This window comes from Streptomyces sp. NPDC002076 (assembly GCF_053593835.1).
Window position 1 is genome coordinate 285,541 of the sequence record NZ_JBSFDI010000007.1, and the last position, 26,086, is coordinate 311,626.

Consider the following 26,086-nt stretch of genomic DNA (forward strand, 5'->3'; position numbering starts at 1 on the left):
TCTCGTCACGATCATTGTCCCCCGCGCCATCTGGCGCCGTCGGTGGCGGGGCGTACGGTGTTCTCGACAGACCGGCGGCACGGGGCGACAATCGTGCGGCCCCCGCCGGGGTGGCAGCCCCTAGAGGAAGGTGTCCTTGTGCCCCGCCGCAGAATCGGCTTCTGGTACCGCTTCGCCGCGGTGATCTGCAAACCGCCGCTGGTGGTTCTGATCAAGCGGGACTGGCGTGGAATGGAGCACATTCCGGCCGAGGGCGGATTTATCACCGTGGTGAACCACAATTCCCACGTGGACCCCTTCGCGTACGCGCACTATCAGTACAACACCGGACGGGTTCCGCGATTCCTCGCGAAGAGCGGACTTTTCAAGAAGGGATTCGTCGGCGCCGCCATGCGCGGCACCGGGCAGATCCCCGTCTACCGCGAGTCCACGGACGCGCTCAGCGCCTTCCGGGCCGCGATCGACGCCGTGGAGCGCGGCGAGTGCGTCGCCTTCTACCCCGAGGGCACCCTCACCCGCGACCCGAACGGCTGGCCCATGACCGGCAAGACCGGTGCCGCCCGCGTCGCCCTGCAGACGAAGTGCCCGGTCGTCCCCGTCGCCCAGTGGGGCGCCAACGAACTGCTGCCGCCGTACGCCAAGAAGCCCAACCTCTTCCCGCGCAAGACCCATCACGTGCTCGCGGGCCCGCCCGTGGACCTCTCGCGCTTCTACGACAAGGAGATGACCCCGGACCTGCTGAAGGAGGCCACCGAGGTCATCATGGCGGCCATCACCCGCCTCCTGGAGGAGATCCGCGGCGAGAAGGCGCCCGAGAGGCCCTACGACCCGCGCCGCGAGCGGATCGAACAGCGGCGCCGCACCGAGGCACAGACGGCGGAGACCAAGGGCAAGGAACCGGAGGGGCAGGGCAAGTGAGCAAGGCGGTCAAGACGGCGGTCATGGGCACCGGCTCGTGGGGCACCGCCTTCGGCATGGTCCTCGCCGACGCGGGCTGCGAAGTCACCCTGTGGGCCCGCCGTCCCGAACTGGCCGAGGCCGTCAACTCCACGCGGACCAACCCCGACTACCTGCCGGGCGTCGAACTCCCGGAGAGCCTGCGTGCCACCTCGGACCCGGCCGAGGCCCTGCGCGACGCGGACTTCACCGTCCTCGCCGTGCCCTCCCAGACCCTGCGCGCCAACCTCGCCGAGTGGACCCCGCTGCTCGCCCCGGACACCGTGCTCGTCTCCCTGATGAAGGGCGTCGAACTCGGCTCGACCATGCGGATGAGCGAGGTCATCGACGACGTCGCCAAGGTCGGCTCCGACCGCATCGCTGTTGTCACCGGGCCCAACCTGGCCCGTGAGATCGCCGCCCGCATGCCCGCCGCGGCCGTCGTCGCCTGCACCGACGTGGCCGTCGCCCAGCGCCTCCAGGCCGCCTGCCACACGCCGTACTTCCGGCCGTACACGGAAACCGACGTGGTGGGCTGTGAACTGGGCGGTGCCGTGAAGAACGTCATCGGGCTCGCCGTCGGCATCGCGGACGGCATGGGGCTCGGCGACAACGCCAAGGGCTCGCTCATCACCCGGGGCCTCGCCGAGACCGCGCGGCTCGGTGTCGTGCTCGGCGCCGACCCGCTGACCTTCTCCGGACTCGCGGGCCTCGGCGACCTGGTGGCGACCTGCTCCTCGCCGCTGTCCCGCAACCACACCTTCGGCACCAACCTGGGCAAGGGCATGACCCTGCAGGAGACCATCGCGGTCACCAAGCAGACCGCCGAGGGCGTCAAGTCCTGCGAGTCCGTGCTGGATCTGGCCCGCCGGCACGGCGTCGACATGCCCATCACCGAGACGGTCGTCGCCATCGTCCACGAGGGCAAGTCACCGGTGGTCGCCGTCAAGGAGCTGATGTCGCGCAGCGCGAAGCCGGAACGACGCTGAGCGAACCCCCTGAGTCGACGCTGTATCCGGGCTCTACCAACGGGTACTCTCAACGCGATATGAGCACCGAGAACCTCCCCCAGAGCCCTGAGCAGCAGCCCCGCAAGCCGCGCGTGGCCGTCGTGTTCGGCGGCCGCAGCTCCGAACACGGGATCTCCGTGGTCACTGCGGGCGCCGTCCTCAAGGCCATCGACCGGACGAAGTACGACGTCCTGCCGATCGGCATCACCCAGGACGGCCGCTGGGCGCTGACCGCCGACGAGCCGGAGCGCATGGCGATCACCGACCGTCGTACCCCCAACGTCGAGGAACTGGCGGAGTCGCACGAGGGCGGCGTGGTGCTCCCCGTCGACCCCGCGAGCCGCGAGGTCGTCTACAGCGAGCCCGGCTCGGTGCCCAAGGCCCTCGGCGAGGTCGACGTCGTCTTCCCGGTGCTGCACGGCCCGTACGGCGAGGACGGCACCCTGCAGGGCCTCCTGGAGCTGTCCGGGGTGCCCTACGTGGGCGCCGGGGTGCTCGCCTCGGCCGTCGGCCAGGACAAGGAGTACATGAAGCGGATCTTCACCTCCTACGGGCTCAAGGTCGGCCCGTACGTGGTGATCCGGCCGCGCGAGTGGGAGCGGGACGAGTCCGCCGCCCGCAAGAAGATCGTCGACTTCGCCGGCGAGCACGGCTGGCCGCTGTTCGTGAAGCCCGCGCGCGCGGGCTCGTCCATCGGCATCACCAAGGTCGACGACCTGTCCGGGCTGGACGAGGCGATCGCCACCGCGCAGGCCCACGACCCGAAGATCCTCGTCGAGGCCGCCGTACGCGGCCGGGAGATCGAGTGCGGCGTCCTGGAGTTCGAGGACGGCCCGCGCGCCTCCGTCCCGGCCGAGATCCCGCCGCCGGACACGCACGCGTACTACGACTTCGAGGCCAAGTACATCGACTCCACGCCCGGTATCGTCCCCGCGCCGCTCACCGAGGAGCAGACCGCCGAGGTGCGGCGGCTCGCGGTCGAGGCGTTCGAGGCGGTCTCCTGCGAGGGTCTGGTCCGCGCGGACTTCTTCCTCACCGAGGACGGCGAGTTCGTGATCAACGAGGTCAACACCCTGCCCGGCTTCACGCCGATCTCGATGTACCCGCAGATGTGGCAGGCCAGCGGCGTCAGCTACCCCGAGCTGATCGACCGCCTGGTGCAGGCGGCGCTGCGCCGCTCGACCGGACTGCGCTGAGCGGCCCGCGAGTCACCCGCGCATGGAGGCGATCCCCTTGGGGATCGCCTTCTTCACGGCCGCCGCGATGTCGGTGAGCACGGCCGTGCCCTCCTCCTGCGCGGACATCCCCTTGGGCAGGGTGATCTGCACATAGGCCACGCGGCCCGCCGTGGTGAACCGCCAGGTGCCGTCGCCCTGCTTCTCCATCAGCCAGTCGACGCCGTTCACGCCGCCCGCGATGGCGTCGGGGTCACCGCCCTCGGCCACCTTGGGGTCGATCATCTTCGGCGGCCGTACGACACCGCAGCGCAGTATGATCGCCGGGTTTCCCCAGCCCGCCGTGTAGGCGGACCGGGGTTCGGGGTCGTTGCGGCTTCGCCCGTCGAGCTTCTGCGGCAGCACCCGGTGCAGATTCCGGCACGCCGGCGCCGTTTTCGCGTCGGGGCTGGGAACCGCCACGGTCGCGCTGTCGTCTGCCGAGGAGCAGCCCGCGACCGCCAGCAGCAGCGCGGGCGCGAGCAGGCCGAGGGGCCGGTGAGCGAAGAACTTCACCGGCCAAGCGTAGACGGGGGCTACAGGTGCACGACCGGACAGGTCAGGGTGCGGGTGATGCCGTCCACTTGCTGGACCTTGGCGACCACCATACGACCGAGATCGTCGACCGTGTCGGCCTGGGCGCGCACGATGACGTCGTACGGTCCCGTCACGTCCTCGGCCTGGATCACGCCAGGGATCTTGCTGATCGTCTCGGCGACGGTCGACGCCTTGCCGACCTCCGTCTGGATCAGGATGTACGCCTGTACCACGGAACCTCCAGGGCGGCCACGAGGATCATGTGGGGAAAAGGAACGCCACGGTATCGCGTCGCCGCTCCCCGCGGGGAGACCTGCGGGAACCGGGCTTGCGCGCCAGGGTGCAGGCACTACGGAAGTTGACGGTCGCACGACCGCTGCGACGGTCATCCTGACCGTATCGACAGTCACCTCGACCGTATCGGGGACACTGATGACGCGCGACTGGGCACGGCAAGGCAGAGAAGGGGAGCAAGGCAATGAAGGGCACTGTTGGTGAGCTCGGTGAGTTCGGGCTCATCAGGGAGCTCACCTCCCGTCTCACCACCACCCCCGCGGTCCGGATCGGCCCCGGCGACGACGCCGCGGTGGTCGCCGCGCCCGACCGCCGGGTGGTGGCGAGCACCGACATCCTGCTGGAGGGGCGGCACTTCCGCCGCGACTGGTCCACGGCCTACGACGTCGGCCGCAAGGCGGCGGCGCAGAACCTCGCCGACATCGCCGCGATGGGCGCCGTACCGACCGCCCTGCTGCTCGGCCTGGTCGTCCCGGCCGAACTCCCGGTGACCTGGCCGAGCGAGCTGATGGACGGCCTGCGCGACGAGTGCCAGGTCGCGGGTGCCTCCGTGGTCGGCGGTGACGTCGTACGCGGCGACACGATCATGGTGTCGATCACCGCGCTCGGCGATCTGCGCAACCAGGAGCCCGTCACGCGGGCCGGCGCCCAGCCCGGCGACCTGGTGGCCGTCACGGGCTGGCTGGGCTGGTCCGCGGCCGGTTACGCGGTCCTCTCCCGCGGTTTCCGCTCCCCGCGCGCCTTCGTGGAGGCCCACCGGCGCCCCGAGCCGCCGTATCACGCGGGTCCGGCCGCCGCCGGGCTCGGCGCGACCGCGATGTGCGACGTGAGCGACGGGCTGATCGCCGACCTCGGGCACATCGCCGAGGCGAGCAAGGTCCGCATCGACATCCGCTCGGGCGCGATCGACATCCCGAGCCAGATGAACGACATCGGGCAGGCCGTCGGCGTCGATCCGCTGCAGTGGGTGCTGACCGGGGGAGAGGACCACGCGATCGTCGCGACCTTCCCGCCGGACACCAAGCTCCCGGCCCGCTGGAAGGTCATCGGCGAGGTCCTCAACCCCTCCGCGCTGCCGCAGGTGACCGTCGACGGAGCGCCCTGGACCAGCAAGGGCGGCTGGGACCACTTCGGGGACATCGAGTCATGAGCCTTCCGAGGGTGCTCACGGTGGCCGGCTCCGACTCCGGGGGCGGGGCCGGCATCCAGGCCGACCTGAAGACGATGCTGGCGCTCGGCGTGCACGGGATGAGCGTGATCACGGCCGTGACCGCGCAGAACTCGCTGGGCGTCCAGGGCGCCTGGGAGCTGCCCGTGGCGGCCGTGCGGGCCCAGTACCGCAGCGTCGTGGACGACATCGGCGTCCAGGCCGTGAAGACCGGCATGCTGGCCTCGGCGGAACTGGTCGAGGCGGTCGCCGAGTTGATCTCCGGTACGGACGCGCCGGCCGTGGTCGACCCGGTGGGCGTCTCCAAGCACGGCGATCCGCTGCTCGCCGCGTCCGCGCTGGATTCGGTACGGACGAAGCTGCTCCCGGTGGCGACCGTGGCCACCCCGAATCTGGACGAGGTGGCCCAACTCACGGGGGTGCGGGTCCAGTCCGAGGACGATCTGCGCCGGGCCGCGGACGCCGTGCTGGCGTACGGTCCGCGGTGGGTGCTGATCAAGGGCGGGCATCTGGCGGGCGAGGCCGTGGACCTGCTCACGGACGGTGCCGACGAGTACCGGCTGCGTGCGCCCCGCCACGACAACCGGCACACGCACGGCACGGGCTGCACACTGGCGTCCGCCGTCGCGTCGGGGCTGGCGAAGGGGCTATGCGTGCCGGAGGCGGTCACGGCGGCCAAGGAGTACGTCACGGGCGCGATCGCCGCCGGGTTCGCGCTGGGGGCGGGGATCGGGCCGGTGGATCACGGCTGGCGCTTCCGTGCCTGATGTGCTGTCGGGTCTCGGGTACGGCAAAAAGCCGGCCCACCCTCGGGTGGACCGGCTCAGTGCAGCGGACCAGGCAGTGGCCGCGCGCTCAGCTGTAGCGTCAGCGCGAGACCTTGCCGGCCTTGATGCACGAGGTGCAAGCGTTCACGCGCTTCGGCGTCCCGCCGACCACGGTACGCACACGCTGGATGTTCGGGTTCCAGCGGCGGGACGTACGGCGGTGCGAGTGCGAGATGTTGTTGCCGAAGCCCGGCCCCTTGCCGCAGACGTCGCAGTTGGCAGCCACGGGTCACTCCAAAGACTTCAGATGCACTTACGGTTAATCCCGGCAGGCCGGGATCGAGATCCTAAGACCTGAGATCTTGAGTGGCGTTGCCAGGGGAACGGCCCGATCGGATCGGGCAACCGGAGCAGCATACAACGGCTGCGCCCGTAGAACGAAACTACCATGGCAGATCAGGACCCCGCTCCCGGCCCTGTTCCGGTGGACACCGCTTCGGGGTCTACGCTGCGTCCCACGTCCAGCCAGTTCAGGGAGGCGCAGGTGGCGCAGGTGCCGCAGACATTCCTCGATGCTCTCGCGGTGCGCACCTGGTGCGGTCTGGCGCTCGGAGCGCTCGGGCGCGCGCGCGAGGAGATCGACGCGATCAACGTCTATCCGGTGGCCGACGGCGACACCGGAACCAATCTCTACCTCACTCTGGAATCGGCGGCCACCGCCGTGGAGGCGGTGTTCGCCGGGTACGAGACGGGTACTGATGAGCCCTCTCTGGCGGACGCCGTGCACGCCATGGCCCACGGGGCGCTCATCGGGGCCCGGGGCAACTCCGGGACGATCCTGGCGCAGCTGCTGCGCGGCATGGCGCAGGTGCTGGCCCAGGGCGGTGAGGCGGCACACGTCGACGGCGCGGGGCTGCGGCTGGCGTTGCGGCGGGCCGCCGACTCCGCCCGGCAGGCCGTGGCCCACCCCGTCGAGGGCACGGTGCTGACCGTCGCCTCGGCCGCAGCCGAGGCCGCTGAGGCCGCCGAGGAGGCCGACGGTGACTGCGGCACGGTCGCGCGGGCGGCCTACGAGGGTGCGCGTACGGCCCTTGCGGCCACTCCGCGCCAGCTGCCCGTGCTCGGCCGGGCCGGGGTGGTCGACGCGGGCGGACGCGGGCTCGTGGCGGTGCTGGGGGCGCTGGTGGAGGCGTTCACGGGGGAGGCGGTACGGGAGGTGCCGGCCGCGCGGGAGAGCCTCGCCGCGGTACGGGACACCGCGGAGGCACCGGACGCCGTTTCCGGCGGGCACGCGCGCGTGGACGGGGTCTGCGGTGCTGCGGGCGCCCGTGCGGATGCCGATCCGCACGCGCGCGCGGGCGCCCGTGCCGCTGCGGGAGCGCACGCCCGCGTGGCCGTGCCCGACACCGGCCTGTGCGCCGAGGGCGAGACGGGCGGGCCCGCCTACGAGGTGATCTATCTCCTGGAGGCCGGCGACACGGCCGTGGCCCGGCTGAGGGAACGCCTCGACGCGCTCGGCGACTCCCTGGTCGTGGTCGGCGGCGACGGACTGTGGAACGTCCATGTGCACGTCGACGACGCGGGCGCCGCCGTGGAGGCGGGCGTCGAGGCCGGGCGGCCGTACCGGATCAGGATCACCCACTTCGGGCTGGGGGACGTGCACACCGGCGGCGAGCGGCCGCCACGCGAGCGTGCCCAGCGTGCCGTCGTCGCCGTCGTGCCGGGCGAGGGCCTGGCCGGGCTGTACACCGAGGCGGGCGCCACGACCGTCCTCGCGCGCCCCGGGGAACCGCTCGCCAGCGGGGAGCTGGTGCAGGCGCTGCGGCGGGCCCACGCGCGCGAGGTCGTCCTGCTGCCCAACGACGCCGAGCTGCGCCACACGGCCGCCGCGGCCGCCGAGCAGGCCCGCACCGAGGGCATCCGGGTGGCCCTGATCCCGACCCGCTCGGCGGTCCAGGGCATCGCCGCGCTCGCCGTGCACGAGCCGGGGCGCCGGTTCGACGAGGACGTGGTCCAGATGACCGCGGCGGCGGGCGCCACCCGGTACGCCGAGGTCGTCGTCGCCGAACGCCAGTCCTGGACGACGGCCGGCATCTGCCAGGCCGGGGACGTGCTCGGGCTGATCGACGGCGACGTGGCGGTGATCGGCCCCGACGTCATCGCCACCGCCCGGACCGTCCTCGACCGCATGCTCCAGGCCGGCGGCGAACTGGTCACCCTCGTCGTCGGCGACGGAGCCCCCGAGACCGTCGCCGAGCAGTTGGAGGCCCGCGTACGGGAGTCCTACCTCGCCGTGGACACGGTCGTGTACCAGGGCGGCCGGCAGGGGGCCCTGCTGCTCATCGGCGTGGAGTGAGCCGGGTTCACGACTGCTGCTCCAGCATCCGGGCGGCCTCCGCCCGGCGCGCCCGGGCGGTCTCGTCCCCGTCGTCGGCGCCCTGGTAGGCCGCGAGCACGGCACGCGCGCGTGCCGCCGCCTCGGCGGGCCGGCCGAGGTCCGCCGTCAGCCGCCCGGCGGCGAGTTGGGCACCGGTACGGTCGTGCAGCGCGTCCGGGCCGAGCGTGGTGAACAGGTCGGCCGCGCGGTCCAGCTGGATCAGCGCCGCCTCGAACACGGCCTGGATCGCGCCGTCTTCGGCTTCCTCGGCCCGCTCCGCTGCCTCGGTCGCCGAGCGGGCCAGCAGTTCGCCGAACTGCCGGTGGGTATGGGCGAGTTCGTCGGTGAGCTGTTCCATGGACACCGGGTCGGCCGCGGCCCGACGCGCCCGCTCGCACGTGCGCACCGCCTCCGCCATCAGCTCCCGCGCGCCCTCCGCGCCGCCCTTCCCGCGCAGCGCCAGCCAGCCGCGGGCGCGCAGTGAGCGGACGAGGAAGGCCGGGTTGCCCAGTGCCCGCCACAGCTCGCCCGCTCGCGCGTAGGCCTGGTCGGCCTCGTCCAGCAGGCCGGCCTTGCTCAGCGACTCGGCGGCGAGGTGGGCGAGCGTGGCGTGGTCCTGCTGCTCGGGCCAGTGCCGGGCGGTCTCGGCGGCCCGCAGCCGGTGTTCCGCCGCCGCCCGGTGATCCCCCAGCTCGCCCAGGCAGTCGCCGAGCCACCACTGCGCCTGTACGACGGCCCCGTCCCCGTGCGTCTCGGCGGACAGGTCGGCCAGCGCCGACTCCAGCACCTCGGCGGCCTCGGCGCACCGTCCCCGCCGCAGCAGGAACCCGCCCAGCTGCTGCCGCGCCCAGGCGCCCAGCGTGCCGCTCTCGCCCGCCTCATCGGCCCAGTGCGCGGCCTCCAGCGCATGTTCGGTGGCCTCGACGACCTCACTCCGGGCGCCGACGACCTCGGCGAGCTGCAGATGCAGCTGGGCCCGGCCGACCGGCTCCAGGTACGGCCCGCCGTGCTCCAGGGCGGCCCGGAGCGCCCGCTCCGCCGCGCCCGGCTCACCGGCCTGATGGGCCAGCGCGGCGACCTGTACCTCGTACTCCACGGCGAACCACGGCAGCCCGGCGCTCACATACGCGTCGGCCGCCCGCCGGAACAACTCCGCGGCCCGCCCGCCGTCCCCGCGCACCCCGGCCAGCTCGGCGAGCATGCCCCGCGCCTCAGCGGCCCGGGCGGCCAGCCGCACATCATCCCCGGTCCGCCCCTCGACGAGCGCCAGCACCTCACGCACGGCCCGCTCGACCTGCGCGATCACATCCCCTGCCCGCCCAGCCACCGTCCCACCGAAGGCGGCCCCTCCGGGCTCCGATTGCCGGGGGATCACCCCGTCCGGCACCAGACCCTCGGTCTTGGGCTCGTCGGAAGCCGACGCGTCGGGGACCGGTGCCTCCGGCAACGCGTCCCAGGGCGCGGGGCCGTTGGCGTCCGAGCCGTCCGGTCCCGGGAGTCTGGTCTCCGGCTGGTCGGAGGCTGACGTGTCGGGGACGGGCACCTCGGGCATTGCGTCCCGGGGCGCGGGGCCGTTGGCGTCCGAGCCGTCCGGTCCCGGGAGTCTGGTCTCCGGCTGGTCGGAGGCTGACGTGTCGGGGACGGGCACCTCGGGCATTGCGTCCCGGGGCGCGGGGCCGTTGGCGTCCGAGCCGTCCGGTCCCGGGAGTCTGGTCCCCGGCTGGTCGGAGGCTGACGTGTCGGGGACGGGCACCTCGGGCATTGCGTCCCAGGGCGCGAGACCGTCCGTGTCCGGCCCGTCCGGTCCCGGGAATTCGGGCCCAGGCTGGTCCGAGGCCGACGTGTCGGGGACGCGTCTGTCGGTCGACGCGCCCTCGGGCGCGGGGCCGCCCGGTACCGGGGCCTCCAGGACCGGCGCACCCTCGTGTACCCGTCGCATGAGGATCCGCGCCCGGCTCATCAGGACCGACGCCGTCTGCCGTATGCCGGTGGCCTCCTCGGCGTAGAGGGCGAGGGCCTCGTCGTACAGACCGGTGACCACGTCCAGGGCCGCCTGTGCGTCGCCGGTCAGGGCGCGGACGTACGCTCCACGCGCGCGTGCCGCCAGGGCCTCGCCGGGGTCGCCCGCCTCGGCGTACAGGGCCGCCGCCTGCTCGAACAGCTCGATGCCCTCGGGGCCGCGGGCCATCGCCTCGTGCTCGGCCAGCTCCGCGCGGTCGCGCGGCTCCAGCTCCGTCCCGTGCGCGGCCCGCCGGACCGCGGCCCAGGCCTCCAGGGCGTGCGGCTGCAGGGTCTCCGACAGCCGGCGTGCCTCGGCGAGCAGGGCCGCCAGGTCGGGCTCGCCGTGCACCTGCGTGGGTGGGGGCGCGGCGACCGGCGCCGGCGCCGTGCGCACCGTGCGCACGCCCAGCGGCAGGCGCTCCACCAGCGGCCGCTGAGCCATACGCGCGCGTGCCCGGTCGCCGATGTTCGACGTGCCGTTGCGCCGGTCGAACCGCTCGGCCAGCTCCAGCGTCTCCACGCGCGCGTGGGCGGCGAGTTCCTGTGCCGTCCAGGTCCGCCCGGCCGGACCCGGCACCCGCTGTCCGCCGAGGCCCAGCTCGGTCAGCCGGTCCATCACCAGCGTCACCACGGCCAGGAAGTCCAGCCGGCTGCGCGGATGCCCCGTGTCGGTGAAGTACGCCGGCCGCTCGGCGAGCAGCTCCAGAGCGCGTGCCTCGTTGCCGGTCAGTGCGCAGAACTCCACATGGTCGGCGTACGCGGCGCGCATCGACTCCATCGGGCGCACCAGACGAAAGCCCCGCAGATGGTTCGCGCGGGCCTCGTCGACGCGCCCCAGGCGCAGCAGCGGGGCCAGCGAGGAGGCCAGCACGGTGTGCGGTTCGTGCGCGCAGGCGAACTCGCCTTCCAGCACCGGACGCCACAGCTCCAGGGCCTGAGCGTCCCTGCCGCGCTGGACCTGCCACTCGCCCTGCCCGTGCAGCTCGCACGCGTGGCAGTCGGCCATCGTGTCCCGGTCCGCGGCGAGCCACGCGGCGTACGCCCGCTCCGCGCGCGCCAGGTCCCCGATGTGCGCCGCCACACTGAACTCCGCGCCGCGCACGGCACGTTCGGAGTGCCCGGCGAGCCGGTAGCGGTGCTCCATCTCGGCGAGCCACTTCTCGATCGAGGCGAGCGGGACGTGCGGCTGGTCCAGCATGCCCGCCGACATCCACTTGAAGACCCAGTGCAGCGAGTGCGCCTCGTACGCGTCGAAGTCCTCGGGCCGTTCGTCCCACATGCGCAGCAGCCGCGCGAACGGGACGAACATCTTGTCCTTCTCGGAGCTGTAGTTGTAGACCTTCAGCTGGTGCCCGAGCGCCTCGATGACGGCCAGCGGGATGCCGAGGCCCTCCGCCTCGGCCAGCAGCCGCTCCGCGCGCGCGTTGCGGGCCGGGCCCTCCGGCTGCTCGGAGTTCTCCGCCATCGCCCGGCGCAGCGCGTCGAAGTCCGCGATCTCGCTCATCGCCCGTCGCCCTCCCCATGGGTCGCCCACTCCAGCAGGCCGATGAACGCCCGGTTCAGCAGCGCCGAGTCGGTCGGCCGGAGCGGGCGCTGCGCCATCAGCAGGGCCTGCCCGTACAGCGACTCCGTGGCGGTGCCGATCAGTTCCGGGTCCTTCAGCGAACCGATGCGCCGCACCAGCGGGTTGAGATGGTTGAGCACCAGACGCGCGCGTGGTGCGCTGCCGCGCAGCGAGCCGAGGATGCCCGCCCACAGGTCGTCGGCCTGCTCCTCGGCCGCCGCGCGGGCCTGCTCGTGCCGCGCGGAACGGTCGTCCAGATGCAGCGCGGGCACGGACAGCGGATGGAAGGCCCGCAGGACGACGTCACAGCCCAACGGGTCCAGCTTCGCCCGCGCCGCCGCCAGGAAGCCGGACAGGGCCAGCTCCTCGCCCGGGTCGACCGCGTCCAGGTGCGCGGTCACGGTGTCCGCGTCCAGCTCGGCGACCACCGTCCCCGGCCGCACCGACGGCAGCGCCTCGACCAGGTCGCCGTCGTACGTGTAGCCGCCGTTGACCACGCCGACGCCCTGCGCGGAGGCGATCGGCGCGACCTGCCGGTACTCCTCGACGGTCCGCGTGAAGTGCACCACCGGGTGCCGCTGGGCGAACTCCTCCAGCGACAGCTGCCCGTCGGTCGTCTCGAACGGCAGCCAGGGCAGCATCGTGCGCAGCATGTCCCGGTCGTGCCGGGCGAGCGACTTCACCCCCAGGTGATGCACGGCGAGGAAGGCCGTCAGCCGCTCCGGATCACCGGCGGCAAGCCCCGTGAGCCACGAGCGAATCCTCTCCCCGAGCGCCTCCCGCACCGCGGCCAGCGTCTCGTCCTCGTACAGCGACTCCCGCGAGGCCGTCGGCCGCAGACTGTCGGTGTCCAGCACACAGCGCACGAAGAACGCCCAGTCGGGCAGCAGCTGTTCGGCCCGCTCGGTCAGCAGCATGCCCTTCAGATGCACCCGGTGGGTCGCCCGCTGGGCGGGGCTCACGGCCGCCGGCAGTACGTACGCCACCCCGCGGATCCCGGCCAGCGGCACGTCCAGGTCGATCGAGTCCAGCGGGGTGAACCCGAACAGCTCGTGACAGTGCCGGGCCAGCGCCACCCTTCTGCTCGCAGGGCTCGGATACGGCCGGTCCCAGGGCGCGGGCAGCTCCGTCACCGGCTCCTCGCCCACCCGGACGTCGTACGGCAGCAGCGCGCCGAAGTCGCGGGCCAGGGCCAGCACCCGCTCCGGCGCCAGCCACTCGGCCGCCCCGGGCCGCGCGGTCAGGTGGACGGTCGTACCGGGCTCGGGCCGCGCGGAGTCGGGCAGGGTCCGCACGGTGTACGAGCCGTCGTCGCGCGCCGTCCACTCCACCGGTGGTGCGCCGGGCGTACGGGCGCTGCGACTGACCACCCGGATCCGCTCGGCGACCACGAAGCACGCGAGCAGGCCGATGCCGAACTGGCCGAGGAAGTCCGAACGGGCCTCCTGCAGGCCCTCGGCCCGTTTGGAGCTGCGCCCGATGGTGGCGAGCAGATCGTGCACGTCCGCCTCGGTGAGCCCGATCCCGCTGTCCTCCACGCGCAGGCCGCCGCCGTCGGCGTGCAGCCGCACCTGGGCCGGGGCGCCGGGCTCTTCGCCCCGCCGTGCCGTGATGGCGTCGACGGCGTTCTGCAGCAGCTCGCGCAGATAGACCTTGGGGCTGGAATAGAGGTGATGGGAGAGCAGGTCCACCAGACCGCGCAGGTCGACCTGGAACATGTGAGGAGGGTGAGGTGACTGGGATGCCTGGGCTGACTGTGAGGTCTGGGAGTCCATCGTCACTGCGCCGGAGGGGAGTGCGTGCGGCGCGGGGTCGGGCGGTCCCGGCGGGGCGGTGACCGCGAAGGATGGCCGGAGCGCGCCATCCTAGGGCCGGAACAGTCCAGCTGACCAGGGGTTTCGCGGCATTGTCAGTGCCGTGGTGTGCAATGGATCTCGTGCCCGCACTGCAAGAACCACTGAAGCAGCCACTGAAGTCGGTGCTCGGCCCCGCCACCGCGAAGGTGATGGCCGAGCACCTCGGCCTGCACACCGTCGGCGACCTCCTCCACCACTACCCGCGCAGATACGAGGAGCGCGGCCAGCTCACCCAACTCGCCGAGCTGCCCATGGACGAGCACGTCACGGTGGTCGCCCAGGTCGCCGACGCCCGCCTGCACACCTTCGCCTCCGCCAAGGCCCCCCGCGGCAAGGGTCAGCGCCTGGAGGTCACGATCACCGACGGCAGCGGCCGGCTCCAGCTGGTCTTCTTCGGCAACGGCGTCCACAAGCCCCACAAGGAGCTGCTGCCGGGCACACGCGCGATGTTCGCCGGCAAGGTCTCGGTCTTCAACCGCCGCCTCCAACTCGCCCACCCGGCATACGAGTTGCTGCGCGGCGACAGCGAGGAGACCGTGGAGAGCTGGGCCGGCGCCCTGATCCCCATCTACCCGGCCACCGCCAAACTGGAGTCCTGGAAGATCGGCAAGGCGGTTCAGACGGTGCTGCCCACCGCGCAGGAAGCGCTGGACCCGCTTCCCCCCTCCCTCCGCGAGGGCCGTGGCCTGGTCCCGCTCCCCGAGGCCCTGCTCAAGATCCACCGCCCGCACACCAAGGCCGACATCGCCGACGCCCGCGCCCGCCTGAAGTGGGACGAGGCCTTCGTCCTCCAGGTCGCCCTGGCCCGCCGCCGCTACGCGGACACCCAGCTCCCCGCCGTCCCGCGCACTCCCAGGCCCGACGGCCTCCTCACGGCCTTCGACGACCGCCTGCCCTTCACCCTGACCGAGGGCCAGCAGAAGGTCTCCAAGGAGATCTTCGACGACCTCGCCACGGAACACCCGATGCACCGGCTGCTGCAAGGAGAGGTCGGCTCGGGAAAGACGCTGGTGGCCCTGCGCGCCATGCTCGCCGTGGTCGACGCGGGCGGTCAGGCGGCCATGCTCGCGCCCACCGAGGTGCTCGCCCAGCAGCACCACCGTTCGGTCACCGAGATGATGGGCGAGCTGGCCGAGGGAGGCATGCTGGGCGGCACCGAGCACGCCACCAAGGTCGTCCTGCTCACCGGCTCCATGGGCGCCGCCGCCCGCCGCCAGGCCCTGCTCGACCTGGTCACCGGCGAGGCCGGCATCGTCATCGGCACGCACGCCCTGATCGAGGACAAGGTCCAGTTCCACGACCTCGGCCTGGTCGTGGTGGACGAGCAGCACCGCTTCGGCGTCGAGCAGCGCGACGCCCTGCGCGGCAAGGGCAAGCAGCCCCCGCACCTGCTGGTGATGACGGCCACCCCGATCCCGCGCACGGTCGCCATGACGGTCTTCGGCGACCTGGAGACTTCCGTCCTCGACCAGCTCCCCGCCGGCCGCTCCCCGATCGCCAGCCATGTGGTCCCGGCCGCCGACAAGCCCCACTTCCTCTCCCGCGCCTGGGAGCGGGTCCGCGAGGAGGTGGCGAACGGTCACCAGGCGTACGTCGTCTGCCCCCGCATCGGCGACGAGGAGGACGACCCCAAGAAGGCCGGCAAGAAGAAGTCCCCCGAGGACGAGGCGGAGAAGCGCCCGCCGCTCGCGGTCCTGGACGTCGCCGACCAGCTTGGCCGCGGCCCCCTCCAGGGCCTGAAGGTGGAGGTCCTCCACGGCCGTATGCACCCGGACGACAAGGACGCGGTGATGCGCCGCTTCGCGGCCGGCGAGACGGACGTCCTGGTCGCCACCACGGTCATCGAGGTCGGGGTGAACGTCCCCAACGCCACGGTGATGGTCATCATGGACGCCGACCGCTTCGGCGTCTCCCAGCTCCACCAGCTCCGCGGCCGCGTCGGCCGGGGCTCCGCCCCCGGCCTGTGCCTCCTGGTCACCGAGATGCCCGAGGCCAGCGCGGCCCGCCAGCGGCTGAACGCCGTCGCCGCCACCCTCGACGGCTTCGAGCTCTCCCGCATCGACCTCGAACAGCGCCGCGAGGGCGACGTCCTCGGCCAGGCCCAGTCCGGCGCCCGCTCCTCCTTGCGCGTCCTCGCGGTCATCGAGGACGAGGAGGTCATCGCGGAGGCGAGGCAGGAGGCGACGGCCCTGGTGACGACGGATCCGGAGCTGGAGCGCCTTCCGGGCCTGCGCACGGCTCTGGACGCCCTGCTGGACGAGGAGAGGGAGCAGTACTTGGAGAAGGGCTGAGGTGGACCTACCTCAAGGGGCGCGGGGCCGTGCTCCGTATGCGGCTACCGCCGCGCGGGCGCAAGCAGCCACAATGAACCGTAAAGCCGCCCACGAAGAAGGACCCCACATGACCCGCGTGATCGCCGGCCGGGCCGGCGGACGGCGCCTCTCGGTACCCCCTGGCACCGGAACCCGGCCCACCTCCGACCGCGCACGCGAGGGCCTCTTCTCCACCTGGCAGTCCCTCCTCGGCGGCCCCCTGGACGGTGAACGAGTCCTCGACCTCTACGCCGGCTCAGGCGCCGTGGGTCTGGAGGCCCTCTCCCGCGGCGCGAGCCACACGCTCCTCGTGGAAGCGGACGCCCGCGCAGCCAGGATCGTCCGGGAGAACGCGAAGAACCTCGGCCTCCCCGGCGCCGAAGTGCGAGCGGGCAAAGCGGAACAAGTCATCAGAACCGCACCCCCCGCCGAGCCGTACGACCTCGTCTTCCTCGACCCCCCGTACGTTGTCACAGATCACGATCTTCGAGAGATTCTGCTCACACTCCACTCGGAAGGCTGGCTCGCTGAGCAAGCGCTCGTCACCGTGGAGCGCAGCACCAGAGGTGGCCCATTCCAGTGGCCGGACGGCTTCGAGGCGATCAGGTCCCGTCGCTACGGCGAGGGAACGTTTTGGTACGGTCGCGCCGCCTCTACGTGCGAAGACGCACGATGACCGGACCGGAGAGCGAGGGATCACAAGTGCGCCGCGCCGTCTGTCCCGGGTCGTTCGACCCGATCACCAACGGACACCTCGACATCATTGCCCGAGCCTCCCGTCTGTACGACGAGGTCTACGTCGCGGTGATGATCAACAAGTCCAAGAAGGGCCTGTTCGAGATCGAGGAGCGAATCGAGCTGATCCGCGAGGTCACCGCCGACTACGCCAACGTCCGGGTCGAAGCCTTCCACGGCCTGCTCGTCGACTTCTGCAAGCAGCGCGACATCCCCGCCATCGTCAAGGGCCTGCGTGCCGTCAGCGACTTCGACTACGAGCTGCAGATGGCCCAGATGAACATCGGCCTCACCGGCGTGGAAACGCTGTTCGTGCCCACCAACCCCACCTACAGCTTCCTCTCCTCCTCCCTGGTCAAGGAGGTCGCGGCCTGGGGCGGCGACGTCTCCCACCTGGTGCCCGCCCCGGTGCTGGACGCCCTGAACAAGCGCCTGCGCAAGGTTTGATGGGACCGATGGGACTACAGTCGTCCCGTCCGTCTCCATCCCGGCTGTAGAGAGTGGCGAGCACAGGTGGACGTGCAGAAGAAGCTCGACGAGATCGTCTCCACGGTCTCCGGCGCCCGGTCCATGCCCATGTCGGCGTCCTGCGTGATCAACCGCGCCGACCTGCTCGCGATGCTGGAAGAGGTGCGCCAGGCCCTGCCCGGCTCCCTCGCACAGGCTCAGGAGCTGATCGGCGACCGTGACCAGATGGTCGAGCAGGCCCGTCAGGAAGCCGAGCTGATCATCTCCAACGCGCACGCCGAGCGCGGCTCGCTGATCTCCGACACCGAGATCGCCCGCCGCTCCCAGGCCGAGGCCGATCGGATCCTCGCCGAGGCCCGCAAGGAGGCCGAGGAGATCCGCGCCGAGGCCGACGACTACGTCGACTCCAAGCTCGCCAACTTCGAGGTCGTCCTCACCAAGACCCTCGGCTCGGTGGGCCGGGGCCGCGAGAAGCTCCTCGGCACCGGGCCCGGCCTGGACGAGAACGGCTACGAGGACGAGGACGCCCCCGAGCGCAGCCACGACCCGGAGACCCTGCGCCACAACGCCGACCAGTACGTCGACGCCAAGCTGGGTGCCTTCGAGGCGGTGCTCGCCAAGACCCTGGAGGCCGTCGGCCGCGGCCGGCAGAAGCTGCACGGCCGGATCGCCACGGACGACCTCGGCGCCCTCGCCGACGACACCACGACCTTCCAGCACTCCAGCGACGCCGACTACCTCGCCGACCTCGCCGCCCTCGCCGAGCAGGACACCCCGGCCGAGCGCCCGGACCGCCAGCAGCAGCCGCAGCAGCAGCCGTCGTACGACCCGCAGCCCGCGTACGCGTCGTACGAGCAGCAGCAGCCCGACCCCTACGGCGGCTTCCCGCAGCAGCCCGCCTACGGCCAGCAGGACCCTTACGGCTACCAGCAGGCCGACCCGTATGCCTATCAGGGCTACGACCAGCAGCAGGGCGCCTACGACCCCCAGCAGGCCCACCAGCAACAGCAGCCCCAGCAGGGCTACGCCCTCGACGAGACCAGCCTCTTCGACACGAGCATGATCAGCGCGGAGCAGCTGAGGGCGTACGAGCAGGGCCGGGGACTGTAGGCGCGGAACACCGCCGCGCGACCGCCCGCCACCACCGGATTGGGCCGAGAGCGAAAGGTCCAGTATCCTGGCTCTTCGGTCGCGTGTACGTCCGCGATCACCGCTGCCCTCGACATCGACGGGCGGCGGCCCTCCGAGCTCGAAGATCGAAAGCAGGAATGGCCTCCAACGCCCGCCTCGACCACCGCAACCCCCTCGTGTTCGACACGCACGAGCTGGGTCGGCGTCCTGGCGCGCTGCAGCGCCTGACCCGCACGATCGACGCTCCCGCCGATCTCGGCATCCAGGGGGTCATCGGAGTGCCGGAAGGCGCCCCGGTGGAGCTCGAACTCCGCCTTGAGTCGGTCATGGAAGGGGTGCTCGTCACAGGCACCGCCCGTGCACAGGCCGAGGGGGAGTGCGTAAGGTGTCTGGAGCCGGTCGGGCTGGAGCTCGAAGCGGACTTCCAGGAACTGTTCTCGTACCCTGACGCCGACGACCGGGGCCGTGTGATCGCGGAACCGGGCGACGACGCCGAGGACGACGAGGACAGGTACTTCCTCGAGGACGGACTGTTCGACCTCGAACCTCTGCTGCGCGATGCGGTGGTGCTCGCACTGCCGATGCAGCCGGTGTGCCAGGAAGACTGCCCGGGCCTGTGCTCCGAGTGCGGAGCGCGGCTCGCGGACGACCCGGACCACCACCACGACGCCGTCGACATCCGTTGGGCGGCATTGCAGGGACTCGCCGGTTCACTCGAAGACGGCGAGAAGGACGAGATGAGCGGCGCCGAAGCGGGCGTCGACGAGAAGCAGGAGAAGTAGCCGTGGCTGTTCCGAAGCGGAAGATGTCGCGCAGCAACACGCGCCACCGCCGGTCGCAGTGGAAGGCTGCGGTCCCCACCCTGGTTGCGTGCGAGCGCTGCCACGAGCCCAAGCAGCAGCACATCGCGTGCCCGTCTTGCGGCACCTACAACAAGCGCCAGGTCCTCGAAGTCTGAGCGGCTGGTGAGAGGCACTGTGTCCAGTCCCAAGAAGGCGGAAGACGCCAAGGCGGACGCACCCGCCAAGAAGAAGGCGGACAATCAGGCCTCGTCCCACACGCTTCTGGAAGGGCGGCTCGGCTACCAGGTCGAGTCCGCCCTTCTGGTGCGCGCGCTGACCCACCGTTCCTACGCGTACGAGAACGGCGGTCTGCCGACGAACGAGCGGCTGGAGTTCCTCGGTGACTCCGTCCTCGGCCTCGTCGTCACGGACACGCTGTACCGCACCCACCCCGACCTGCCCGAAGGCCAGCTGGCCAAGTTGCGGGCCGCGGTGGTCAACTCGCGTGCGCTGGCGGAGGTCGGTCGTGGCCTCGACCTGGGCTCCTTCATCCGGCTCGGCCGGGGTGAAGAGGGCACGGGCGGCCGGGACAAGGCGTCCATCCTCGCCGACACCCTGGAAGCGGTGATCGGTGCGGTCTATCTCGATCAGGGCCTCGACTCGGCGTCCGAGCTGGTGCACCGGCTCTTCGACCCGCTGATCGAGAAGTCCTCGAACCTCGGTGCCGGCCTGGACTGGAAGACCTCCCTCCAGGAGCTGACCGCGACCGAAGGACTCGGCGTGCCCGAGTACCTGGTCACGGAGACCGGCCCCGACCACGAGAAGACCTTCACTGCTGCCGCCCGCGTCGGAGGCGTCTCGTACGGCACCGGCACCGGCCGCAGCAAGAAGGAGGCGGAGCAGCAGGCCGCCGAGTCCGCCTGGCGGGCCATCAAGGCCGCCGCGGACGAGCGCGCCAAGGCGGCCAGGGAAGCGGCCGCCGCGGACGCCGAGGCGGTCAAGGCGGCCAAGGAGGCCGTCGCCAAGCACGGCGATCCGGCTGCCGAGGAAGCCGCCGCCAAGGACGGCGACCCGTCGTCCGCTCCCGCCTGACCCACAGCAGTACCGAGCGCCCGCCCCGCCGTTGCCGACGGGGCGGGCGCTCCGCTCGTCCACCGCTCTGTACGGGGGTCCCGATGCCCGAGTTGCCCGAGGTCGAGGTCGTCCGGCGCGGTCTCGCGCGCTGGGTCGCCCACCGCACCGTCGCCGAGACCGAGGTGCTGCACCCGCGCGCCGTACGCCGGCACCTGGCGGGGCCCGACGACTTCACGCACCGGCTCAAGGGCCACCACATCGGCACGCCCAGCCGCCGCGGCAAGTACCTGTGGCTGCCGCTGGAGGAGACCAACCAGTCCGTCCTCGCCCACCTCGGCATGAGCGGTCAGCTGCTGGTGCAGCCGCACGAGGCGCCGGACGAGAAGCACCTGCGCATCCGGATCCGGTTCGCCGACTCCCTCGGCACGGAACTCCGGTTCGTCGACCAACGCACCTTCGGCGGGCTGTCGTTGCACGACAACACCCCCGACGGCTTGCCCGACGTCATCGCGCACATCGCCCGCGACCCTCTCGACGAGCTGTTCGACGACGAGGCCTTCCACCTGGCGCTGCGCCGCAAGCGGACCACCATCAAGCGGGCCCTGCTGGACCAGTCGCTGATCAGCGGGGTGGGCAACATCTACGCGGATGAGGCGCTGTGGCGCGCCCGCATCCACTACGAGCGCCCGACGGCGAACTTCACCCGTCCGGTCACCACCGAACTCCTCGGCCACATCCGGGACGTGATGAACGCCGCCCTCGCCGTCGGCGGCACCAGCTTCGACAGCCTGTACGTCAACGTCAACGGCGAGTCCGGCTACTTCGACCGGTCCCTGGACGCGTACGGCCGTGAGGGCGAACCCTGCAAGCGGTGCGGCACCCCGATCCGCCGCCGTCCCTGGATGAACCGCTCCAGTTACTTCTGCCCGAAGTGTCAGAGGGCGCCGCGCGTGCCGTCGTAACGCGCGCGTGCCGCGAGGACGTCGTCCATGGCGTCCTCCACGCAGTGGATGAGCGCCAGCAGTCGCCCGGCCACCTGACGGCCCAGGGCGGTCAGTTCGTAGTCCACGCGCGGCGGGTTGGTCGGCTGCGCCTCGCGGTGCACCAGGCCGTCGCGCTCCAGCGCGTGCAGCGTCTGGGACAGCATCTTCTCGCTCACCCCGTCCACGCGACGGCGCAGTTCGTTGAAGCGCAGCGAGCCCTCATACAGCGCGCCGAGCGTGAGCGCGCCCCAGCGTCCCGTGACGTGCTCCAGCGTGCCGCGCGAGGGGCAGGCCTTGGCGAACACGTTGTACGGGAGGTCCTGCGCCTCGGTGCGCTCCTGCGTGGTGTCCATCCCCCAAGCGTACTCGAACACAGCGCTAACTGGGAGCTTGCACTAACCATCAGTTAGTGCTTTCCTTTCACCAGTGCCAGTGACCTGCCCATCCCAGGAGAACGCATCGTGACCACCCCTGTCGTTTCCATCGCCTACCACTCCGGCTACGGCCACACCGCCGTCCTCGCGGAGGCCGTCCGCGCCGGTGCCGCCGAGGCGGGCGCCGAGGTGCACCTGATCAAGGTGGACGAGATCACCGACCAGCAGTGGGAGACGCTGGACCGCTCCGACGCGATCGTCTTCGGCTCGCCCACCTACATGGGCACCGCCTCCGGCGCCTTCCACGTCTTCGCCGAGGCCACCTCCAAGCGCTGGTTCGGCCAGGACTGGAAGGACAAGCTGGCCGCCGGCTTCACCAACTCCGGTTCCAAGAGCGGCGACAAGCTGCACACCCTGCAGTTCTTCCAGATCCTCGCCGCGCAGCACGGGATGAACTGGATCAACCTCGGCCTGCACCCCGGCTGGAACAACAGCGCGGGCTCCGAGCACGACCTCAACCGCCTCGGTGTCTTCACGGGCGCGGCGGCCCAGACCAACGTGGACGAGGGCCCGGACGCCGTGCACAAGTCCGACATCGCCACGGCCGAGCACCTCGGGCGCCGCGTCGCCGAGGCGGCGCGGGTGTTCACGCGGGGGCGCGCGGCCTGAGGGCTCAGCGACGGTTCAGGGTCTTCCGGGCGGTGACCTCGCGGAACAGTTCGGCGAGCCTGTGCAGCTGCTGCTGTCGTGCTCGCTCGGCCTTGCGCCTCGCTTGTCGTGCGTCAGCGATGTACATCGATGTGCAGCCAACGCCGGCGGCGAACCAGAGTGAGGCGTGGACGAAGGCGTGTTGGTATACGCGGTGGATGCCGATGACATAGGCGCCGAGACATATCAAACGCTCAGACCATCGGCTCATCGCCTCGGCGTTCCGCTTGAACCACCGTTCCTGCGTGGCGTTGCGCCTGCTCAACTCGCCCACCTTGACCTGCGGGATTCTCAGTACCCGAAGAAGTGAAGGGCCGGGTCTCTGACCTGCGGCCGTGTAGTCGATCAACGCTGCGACCTGCGACTTGGCTGTCGGTGGTGGTCAGCGTTGGTCGTCGTTGTGTGCCCTTTGACGGCCCCGAGACGGCCCCAGGACGGCGCTCGTGCGCGGACTCACCGCATGATCGGTCCGATCGCGGGTATACGACCGTAATCCCGGGGGCGGTTCTATGCAAAAAGGGTGCGGCGCTATGACTGAGATCCCGGCAGAGGTCTTCGAGTTGGTGGCGCGGAAGGCTCTGCAAGACCTGTCCACCGAGGTGGACCCACGGGCGCTGGAAGCGCTGGCCGGCTGTGACGTGCTGATTCCTGCGATCGGCGGGATCCGATACACGCGTGACCGCAGTGAACTTGTGCGGCTTGTGCTGCCGGTGATCGAAAGCGTCGACGACGCCCCCGCGGTCATGGTCTTCACCTCGGAGGAACGGCTGCTCAGGGCCTTTCCCCAGGTGCCCTGCTACAGGCCGGTCACCCTGCGGGACCTGGCCTCTCGCTGGCCGAGCGATGAGGTGGTGCTGGTGATCGACGCCGGGGACGAAGACGAGCTGACACTGTCCGCGCACAACGCGCGGTGGCTGCTCGGCCGCTGCCTCGTGTGACCGTCACGCAACCAGTGAGACTCCGCGGAGGTACCGAGATGAGTGCCGGAGAACGGGCCAAGGCAAAGGCCGAACAGGTCGTCGGAAAGGCCGTGCGGAAGGCGGCCCACGCGGTGCACAAAGAAACCCTCGCAGCAAAAGGCGCCGCTCTCGAAGCACGGGGCAAGATGCGGGGCGCGAAAGAACGGACCAAGGGCTCCCACTGACTTCCTCGGAAGATCGCGTATGACCTGCGGGATTCTCAGTACCCGAAGTCCTGTGTCCACCAAGGCCCGCCCGAGCCGAAGTGGACGCCGACGCCCAGGGTCCTGAAGTCGCAGTTCAGGATGTTGGCGCGGTGGCCGGGGCTGTTCATCCAGGCCTCCATGACGGCCGCCGCGTCGGCCTGACCGCGGGCTATGTTCTCGCCGCCGAGGTCGGTGATCCCCGCCGCCGCGGCCCGGTCCCACGGCGTCTTGCCGTCCGGGTCGGTGTGGTCGAAGAAGTCCCGCGCCGCCATGTCGTCGCTGAAGGACTCGGCCAGCTTCGTCAGTGAGGACTGCGCCGCCAGCGGGCTGCACCCGACCTTCGCCCGCTCCTGGTTGACGAGCTTCAGCACCTCCGCCTCGGCGGCGTCCGCCGTGGACACTGCCACCGGTGGGGCACTCGTCTTCGGTGCCTTGGGCGTCTTCGGCGCCTTGGACGCGGTACGCGACGGGGTGCTCTTCGGCTTGCCGGCCGGCGTCGCCCGCGGCGTCGGCTTCCCGGTCGCCGTCTGTGACGGGGTGGGCGCGGGCGAGGCGGACGCCGTCGCCGGGTTCGACGTGGCGGCGGAGGCGGACGGGCTCGTGGACGCCGAGCCCCCGGAGTTCGGGCCGGCGCCGCCCTCGGAGTCGGCGGCGCTGCCCGAGGTACCGCCCTGCTCGGCGGCCGTGTTGCTCGGTGTGTCCGCCGCCTGTATGCGCTCGCCGCCGGTGGTGTGCGTGGCGCCGCCGAGCCGGTAGTTCTGCAGCCCCGGCACCACGCCGGTGGCCACCGCGGCCGTACCGAGAGCCACGGCCGCGGACACCCCGAGCAGACCCGAGCGCACCGGCCTCGCGGCCTTCTTCCGGCGCCGGTGGCGGGAGGAGGGGCCGCCGGCCGGCGTGAAGCCACCGTCCCCGAAGCCGCCCGGACCGCCGCCCTGCGCCGCGAACAGATAGGCATGCGCCCTGGCGGTCGCGTCGGCATAGTCCAGCGGCCGCAGACCGGTCGCCGGGGTGTAGGCCTCCGGGTTGAGATACGGCGCGATGCCCCGGGGGGCCTCTGCGCGCCGGCCGATGTCCGTCTGCTCGCGACGCAGGATCCGCCCCGGGCGCTCGCGGCGGAGGATCTCACCCGGGTACGGGTCGTGCCGGACGATCTCACCTGTGTACGGGTCGTGCCGGACGATCTCAGCTATGTACGAGTCCTGCCGGGCGCCACCTGCGTACGAGTCCAGCCAGGCCTCACTTGTGTACGAGTCCTGCCGGACGATCCCCGTGTACGACTCCTGCCGGGCGCCATCCGTGTACGAGTCCAGCCAGGTTTCACCTGCGTACGAGTCCAGCCAGGTCTCACCCGCATACGAGTCCTGCCACGGCTCACCGGTGATCGAGTCCTGCGGGGCGCCGGTCCCGGTGCGGGAGTGCCGGGTGTGGGTGACGTCCGTGGCCCGGCCCGTGGCGGCGCGGCCGGCGGCGGAGCGACGGTGGCGTCCCATGTCCCTGCCCTCTTCCTCGTCCTCGCGGTCGACCGGCGCCTGCGCGGCGAGTGACTCCTCATGGCCAACCAAACTCATTCGATCGAGTGAGTTTCATATGAGATGCATCGGGCGGGACGGTACCGCATGCCGTCGGCGGCGGATGTGAACCGAGCGACATCGGCCGGTTAGGTTGCATGCATGAGCGAGGATGTGCGACTGATCGCCTGGGTGCGTGGACGCGTGCAAGGTGTGGGTTTCCGCTGGTTCACGCGTGCCAAGGCGCTGGAGATCGGGGGCCTGAGTGGTTTTGCTCTCAATTTGGCCGACGGTCGGGTCCAGGTCGTCGCGGAGGGGTCGCGCGAGGGCTGCGAGGGGTTGCTGGACTGGCTCCAGGGCGACGACACGCCCGGACACGTGGACGGAGTCACCGAGATCTGGGACACACCCCGCGGCGGCTACGACGGCTTCGCCATCCGCTGAACCGGTTCTGTAAAGGCGCGCAGGCAGGCGCACAGGGAGCTGCCGGGGGCACATGCGCCCAGCAGAAACGACCTGGTGGTTGCCAAGAACGGCCCGGCATGGCAGGCTCCGCAGCAAACGCTGATCGCCACGCCCTGAGGGCCCCGGATGACTCGCTGCGCCGCCGCTTTTCCGGCCGCGCGCCCCGGTTTGCCCGCCAATACAGGGCGTGATCGTGTTGACCGTCAAACTTTTTGGTGAGACGCTGAAAGCCCCGCGCACCTTAGCTGTTTGGCATGGAGCAACAGCAGAGCAACACCCGGATGTGCCAAGCACCGCGGGTGCAATCCCTCACGACCCACACCGCATCGGTCGGTCACTCATTGTGGAGGACCATCCATCATGGCAAAGGCGCTTCTCGGTTACGTCGGCGGCTCCGACCCTCGACTCCTCGCCGAGATGCGACGGCTGCAGCAGCGTGTCCAGGACCTGGAGTCCGAGCTCGTAAGGATCCAGGCGGAGAACGACGCGCTGACGGCTGCCGCCTCTCAGGACAGGATCATGGAGAGCATCGACGCACACCAGGCGGAGCCTGCGCTCACCTGATCACTGCATCGCTCCACGACAGCAGTCGCAGCGATCGGGCTGCCGTATCAACCGCTCAGTTGATCGGACGACCGCAACCCGGCCGTCAGA

27 protein-coding genes are annotated in these 26,086 nt (G+C 71.3%); 19 read left to right on the top strand and 8 right to left on the bottom strand.

Features of this window, described 5'->3' with window-relative positions; translation table 11 throughout:
* Nucleotides 1-138 precede the first annotated feature (138 nt).
* From ACWCQS_RS17895 to ACWCQS_RS17905, 3 genes are read left to right on the top strand one after another with little or no spacing between them, the layout of a single operon-like run.
* Nucleotides 139-918 carry a lysophospholipid acyltransferase family protein gene (locus tag ACWCQS_RS17895; RefSeq protein ID WP_451005280.1) on the top strand — a complete coding sequence of 260 codons (780 nt, stop codon included), beginning with the start codon at nt 139-141 and terminating at the stop codon, nt 916-918.
* On the top strand, nt 915-1,925 hold the full coding sequence (locus tag ACWCQS_RS17900; RefSeq protein WP_451005281.1) for an NAD(P)H-dependent glycerol-3-phosphate dehydrogenase: 1,011 nt from the start codon (nt 915-917) through the stop codon (nt 1,923-1,925). Before ACWCQS_RS17895 ends, ACWCQS_RS17900 begins: the two co-directional genes overlap by 4 nt.
* A gap of 59 nt (nt 1,926-1,984) precedes the next feature.
* On the top strand, nt 1,985-3,142 hold the full coding sequence (locus ACWCQS_RS17905) for a D-alanine--D-alanine ligase family protein (protein WP_451005282.1): 1,158 nt from the start codon (nt 1,985-1,987) through the stop codon (nt 3,140-3,142).
* A 12-nt stretch (nt 3,143-3,154) separates the two neighbouring features.
* Here ACWCQS_RS17905 and ACWCQS_RS17910 read toward each other — a convergent pair whose 3' ends face one another.
* Nucleotides 3,155-3,676: a DUF3515 domain-containing protein gene (locus ACWCQS_RS17910; RefSeq protein WP_451005283.1), complete on the bottom strand. Its 522-nt coding sequence runs from the start codon at nt 3,674-3,676 to the stop codon at nt 3,155-3,157.
* A gap of 20 nt (nt 3,677-3,696) precedes the next feature.
* Entirely contained in the window at nt 3,697-3,930 is a 234-nt protein-coding gene (locus tag ACWCQS_RS17915) for an Lrp/AsnC family transcriptional regulator (RefSeq protein WP_003997603.1), read from the bottom strand.
* A 245-nt stretch (nt 3,931-4,175) separates the two neighbouring features.
* Between ACWCQS_RS17915 and ACWCQS_RS17920 the strand changes: the two genes are divergently transcribed.
* Complete coding sequence (locus ACWCQS_RS17920) at nt 4,176-5,141, top strand: thiamine-phosphate kinase (RefSeq protein WP_330337600.1); 966 nt, start codon at nt 4,176-4,178, stop codon at nt 5,139-5,141.
* Nucleotides 5,138-5,926: a bifunctional hydroxymethylpyrimidine kinase/phosphomethylpyrimidine kinase gene (gene thiD, locus ACWCQS_RS17925; protein WP_451005284.1), complete on the top strand. Its 789-nt coding sequence runs from the start codon at nt 5,138-5,140 to the stop codon at nt 5,924-5,926. Before ACWCQS_RS17920 ends, thiD begins: the two co-directional genes overlap by 4 nt.
* Nucleotides 5,927-6,026: 100 nt before the next feature.
* Here thiD and rpmB read toward each other — a convergent pair whose 3' ends face one another.
* Nucleotides 6,027-6,212, bottom strand: a complete 186-nt coding sequence (rpmB, locus tag ACWCQS_RS17930; RefSeq protein ID WP_003993230.1) for a 50S ribosomal protein L28 — start codon at nt 6,210-6,212, stop codon at nt 6,027-6,029.
* Between the two features lie 258 nt (nt 6,213-6,470).
* Between rpmB and ACWCQS_RS17935 the strand changes: the two genes are divergently transcribed.
* Complete coding sequence (locus tag ACWCQS_RS17935; RefSeq protein WP_451005285.1) at nt 6,471-8,282, top strand: DAK2 domain-containing protein; 1,812 nt, start codon at nt 6,471-6,473, stop codon at nt 8,280-8,282.
* 7 nt (nt 8,283-8,289) lie between these two features.
* Here the strand turns inward: ACWCQS_RS17935 and ACWCQS_RS17940 are convergent, their stop codons facing one another.
* Complete coding sequence (locus tag ACWCQS_RS17940) at nt 8,290-11,808, bottom strand: hypothetical protein (protein ID WP_451005286.1); 3,519 nt, start codon at nt 11,806-11,808, stop codon at nt 8,290-8,292.
* Nucleotides 11,805-13,643 carry an HSP90 family protein gene (locus tag ACWCQS_RS17945; RefSeq protein ID WP_451005347.1) on the bottom strand — a complete coding sequence of 613 codons (1,839 nt, stop codon included), beginning with the start codon at nt 13,641-13,643 and terminating at the stop codon, nt 11,805-11,807. Before ACWCQS_RS17945 ends, ACWCQS_RS17940 begins: the two co-directional genes overlap by 4 nt.
* A 152-nt stretch (nt 13,644-13,795) precedes the next feature.
* Here ACWCQS_RS17945 and recG point away from each other — a divergent pair, with 152 nt between their 5' ends.
* From recG to mutM, 8 genes are all read left to right on the top strand, one after another.
* Nucleotides 13,796-16,015, top strand: a complete 2,220-nt coding sequence (gene recG, locus ACWCQS_RS17950; protein ID WP_451005287.1) for an ATP-dependent DNA helicase RecG — start codon at nt 13,796-13,798, stop codon at nt 16,013-16,015.
* Nucleotides 16,016-16,124: 109 nt separating this feature from the next.
* A complete protein-coding gene (gene rsmD / locus ACWCQS_RS17955; RefSeq protein ID WP_451005288.1) occupies nt 16,125-16,712 on the top strand; it encodes a 16S rRNA (guanine(966)-N(2))-methyltransferase RsmD in 588 nt (195 codons plus the stop codon).
* A 26-nt stretch (nt 16,713-16,738) separates the two neighbouring features.
* Nucleotides 16,739-17,218, top strand: a complete 480-nt coding sequence (coaD, locus tag ACWCQS_RS17960; protein ID WP_451005289.1) for a pantetheine-phosphate adenylyltransferase — start codon at nt 16,739-16,741, stop codon at nt 17,216-17,218.
* Nucleotides 17,219-17,284: 66 nt separating this feature from the next.
* Nucleotides 17,285-18,349 carry an ATP synthase F0 subunit B gene (locus tag ACWCQS_RS17965; protein ID WP_451005290.1) on the top strand — a complete coding sequence of 355 codons (1,065 nt, stop codon included), beginning with the start codon at nt 17,285-17,287 and terminating at the stop codon, nt 18,347-18,349.
* Nucleotides 18,350-18,507: 158 nt separating this feature from the next.
* Nucleotides 18,508-19,152: a YceD family protein gene (locus ACWCQS_RS17970; RefSeq protein WP_388628088.1), complete on the top strand. Its 645-nt coding sequence runs from the start codon at nt 18,508-18,510 to the stop codon at nt 19,150-19,152.
* A gap of 2 nt (nt 19,153-19,154) precedes the next feature.
* Entirely contained in the window at nt 19,155-19,328 is a 174-nt protein-coding gene (gene rpmF / locus ACWCQS_RS17975) for a 50S ribosomal protein L32 (RefSeq protein WP_003951102.1), read from the top strand.
* Nucleotides 19,329-19,335: 7 nt separating this feature from the next.
* Nucleotides 19,336-20,244 (top strand): ribonuclease III, encoded by a 909-nt coding sequence (rnc, locus tag ACWCQS_RS17980; RefSeq protein ID WP_451005291.1) that lies wholly within the window; start codon nt 19,336-19,338, stop codon nt 20,242-20,244.
* 83 nt (nt 20,245-20,327) lie between these two features.
* Entirely contained in the window at nt 20,328-21,188 is an 861-nt protein-coding gene (gene mutM, locus ACWCQS_RS17985) for a bifunctional DNA-formamidopyrimidine glycosylase/DNA-(apurinic or apyrimidinic site) lyase (protein WP_451005292.1), read from the top strand.
* Here mutM and ACWCQS_RS17990 read toward each other — a convergent pair.
* Nucleotides 21,161-21,562: a winged helix-turn-helix transcriptional regulator gene (locus tag ACWCQS_RS17990; RefSeq protein WP_451005293.1), complete on the bottom strand. Its 402-nt coding sequence runs from the start codon at nt 21,560-21,562 to the stop codon at nt 21,161-21,163. The two genes, mutM and ACWCQS_RS17990, sit on opposite strands and share 28 nt — an antisense overlap.
* Before the next feature lie 108 nt (nt 21,563-21,670).
* Between ACWCQS_RS17990 and ACWCQS_RS17995 the strand changes: the two genes are divergently transcribed.
* Nucleotides 21,671-22,252 (top strand): flavodoxin family protein, encoded by a 582-nt coding sequence (locus ACWCQS_RS17995; protein ID WP_451005294.1) that lies wholly within the window; start codon nt 21,671-21,673, stop codon nt 22,250-22,252.
* 4 nt (nt 22,253-22,256) lie between these two features.
* Here the strand turns inward: ACWCQS_RS17995 and ACWCQS_RS18000 are convergent, their stop codons facing one another.
* The gene (locus ACWCQS_RS18000) at nt 22,257-22,640 is read right to left on the bottom strand and encodes a hypothetical protein (RefSeq protein WP_451005295.1); all 384 of its coding nucleotides are present in this window, start codon (nt 22,638-22,640) and stop codon (nt 22,257-22,259) included.
* A gap of 181 nt (nt 22,641-22,821) precedes the next feature.
* Between ACWCQS_RS18000 and ACWCQS_RS18005 the strand changes: the two genes are divergently transcribed.
* Nucleotides 22,822-23,229 (top strand): SseB family protein, encoded by a 408-nt coding sequence (locus ACWCQS_RS18005; RefSeq protein ID WP_451005296.1) that lies wholly within the window; start codon nt 22,822-22,824, stop codon nt 23,227-23,229.
* Between the two features lie 38 nt (nt 23,230-23,267).
* Nucleotides 23,268-23,435: a hypothetical protein gene (locus ACWCQS_RS18010; RefSeq protein ID WP_451005297.1), complete on the top strand. Its 168-nt coding sequence runs from the start codon at nt 23,268-23,270 to the stop codon at nt 23,433-23,435.
* Between the two features lie 35 nt (nt 23,436-23,470).
* Here the strand turns inward: ACWCQS_RS18010 and ACWCQS_RS18015 are convergent, their stop codons facing one another.
* The gene (locus ACWCQS_RS18015) at nt 23,471-24,553 is read right to left on the bottom strand and encodes a CAP domain-containing protein (protein WP_451005348.1); all 1,083 of its coding nucleotides are present in this window, start codon (nt 24,551-24,553) and stop codon (nt 23,471-23,473) included.
* Between the two features lie 576 nt (nt 24,554-25,129).
* Here ACWCQS_RS18015 and ACWCQS_RS18020 point away from each other — a divergent pair.
* Nucleotides 25,130-25,411, top strand: coding sequence for an acylphosphatase (locus ACWCQS_RS18020; protein WP_450980388.1), 282 nt, complete (start codon nt 25,130-25,132; stop codon nt 25,409-25,411).
* A gap of 381 nt (nt 25,412-25,792) precedes the next feature.
* Nucleotides 25,793-25,996 carry a hypothetical protein gene (locus ACWCQS_RS18025; RefSeq protein ID WP_023546484.1) on the top strand — a complete coding sequence of 68 codons (204 nt, stop codon included), beginning with the start codon at nt 25,793-25,795 and terminating at the stop codon, nt 25,994-25,996.
* The last annotated feature ends 90 nt before the right edge of the window (nt 25,997-26,086 follow it).

Excerpts from the sequence above, each read along its gene's own strand:
- ACWCQS_RS18025 (WP_023546484.1), top strand. The coding sequence starts at position 25,793 with ATGGCAAAGGCGCTTCTCGGTTACGTCGGCGGCTCCGACCCTCGACTC.
- ACWCQS_RS17905 (WP_451005282.1), top strand. The coding sequence starts at position 1,985 with ATGAGCACCGAGAACCTCCCCCAGAGCCCTGAGCAGCAGCCCCGCAAG.
- ACWCQS_RS17920 (WP_330337600.1), top strand. The coding sequence starts at position 4,176 with ATGAAGGGCACTGTTGGTGAGCTCGGTGAGTTCGGGCTCATCAGGGAG.
- ACWCQS_RS17990 (WP_451005293.1), bottom strand. The coding sequence starts at position 21,562 with ATGGACACCACGCAGGAGCGCACCGAGGCGCAGGACCTCCCGTACAAC.
- ACWCQS_RS18010 (WP_451005297.1), top strand. The coding sequence starts at position 23,268 with ATGAGTGCCGGAGAACGGGCCAAGGCAAAGGCCGAACAGGTCGTCGGA.
- mutM (WP_451005292.1), top strand. The coding sequence starts at position 20,328 with ATGCCCGAGTTGCCCGAGGTCGAGGTCGTCCGGCGCGGTCTCGCGCGC.
- ACWCQS_RS17970 (WP_388628088.1), top strand. The coding sequence starts at position 18,508 with ATGGCCTCCAACGCCCGCCTCGACCACCGCAACCCCCTCGTGTTCGAC.
- thiD (WP_451005284.1), top strand. The coding sequence starts at position 5,138 with ATGAGCCTTCCGAGGGTGCTCACGGTGGCCGGCTCCGACTCCGGGGGC.
- ACWCQS_RS18005 (WP_451005296.1), top strand. The coding sequence starts at position 22,822 with ATGACTGAGATCCCGGCAGAGGTCTTCGAGTTGGTGGCGCGGAAGGCT.
- ACWCQS_RS18020 (WP_450980388.1), top strand. The coding sequence starts at position 25,130 with ATGAGCGAGGATGTGCGACTGATCGCCTGGGTGCGTGGACGCGTGCAA.
- rsmD (WP_451005288.1), top strand. The coding sequence starts at position 16,125 with ATGACCCGCGTGATCGCCGGCCGGGCCGGCGGACGGCGCCTCTCGGTA.
- recG (WP_451005287.1), top strand. The coding sequence starts at position 13,796 with ATGGATCTCGTGCCCGCACTGCAAGAACCACTGAAGCAGCCACTGAAG.
- ACWCQS_RS17940 (WP_451005286.1), bottom strand. The coding sequence starts at position 11,808 with ATGAGCGAGATCGCGGACTTCGACGCGCTGCGCCGGGCGATGGCGGAG.
- ACWCQS_RS17945 (WP_451005347.1), bottom strand. The coding sequence starts at position 13,643 with ATGGACTCCCAGACCTCACAGTCAGCCCAGGCATCCCAGTCACCTCAC.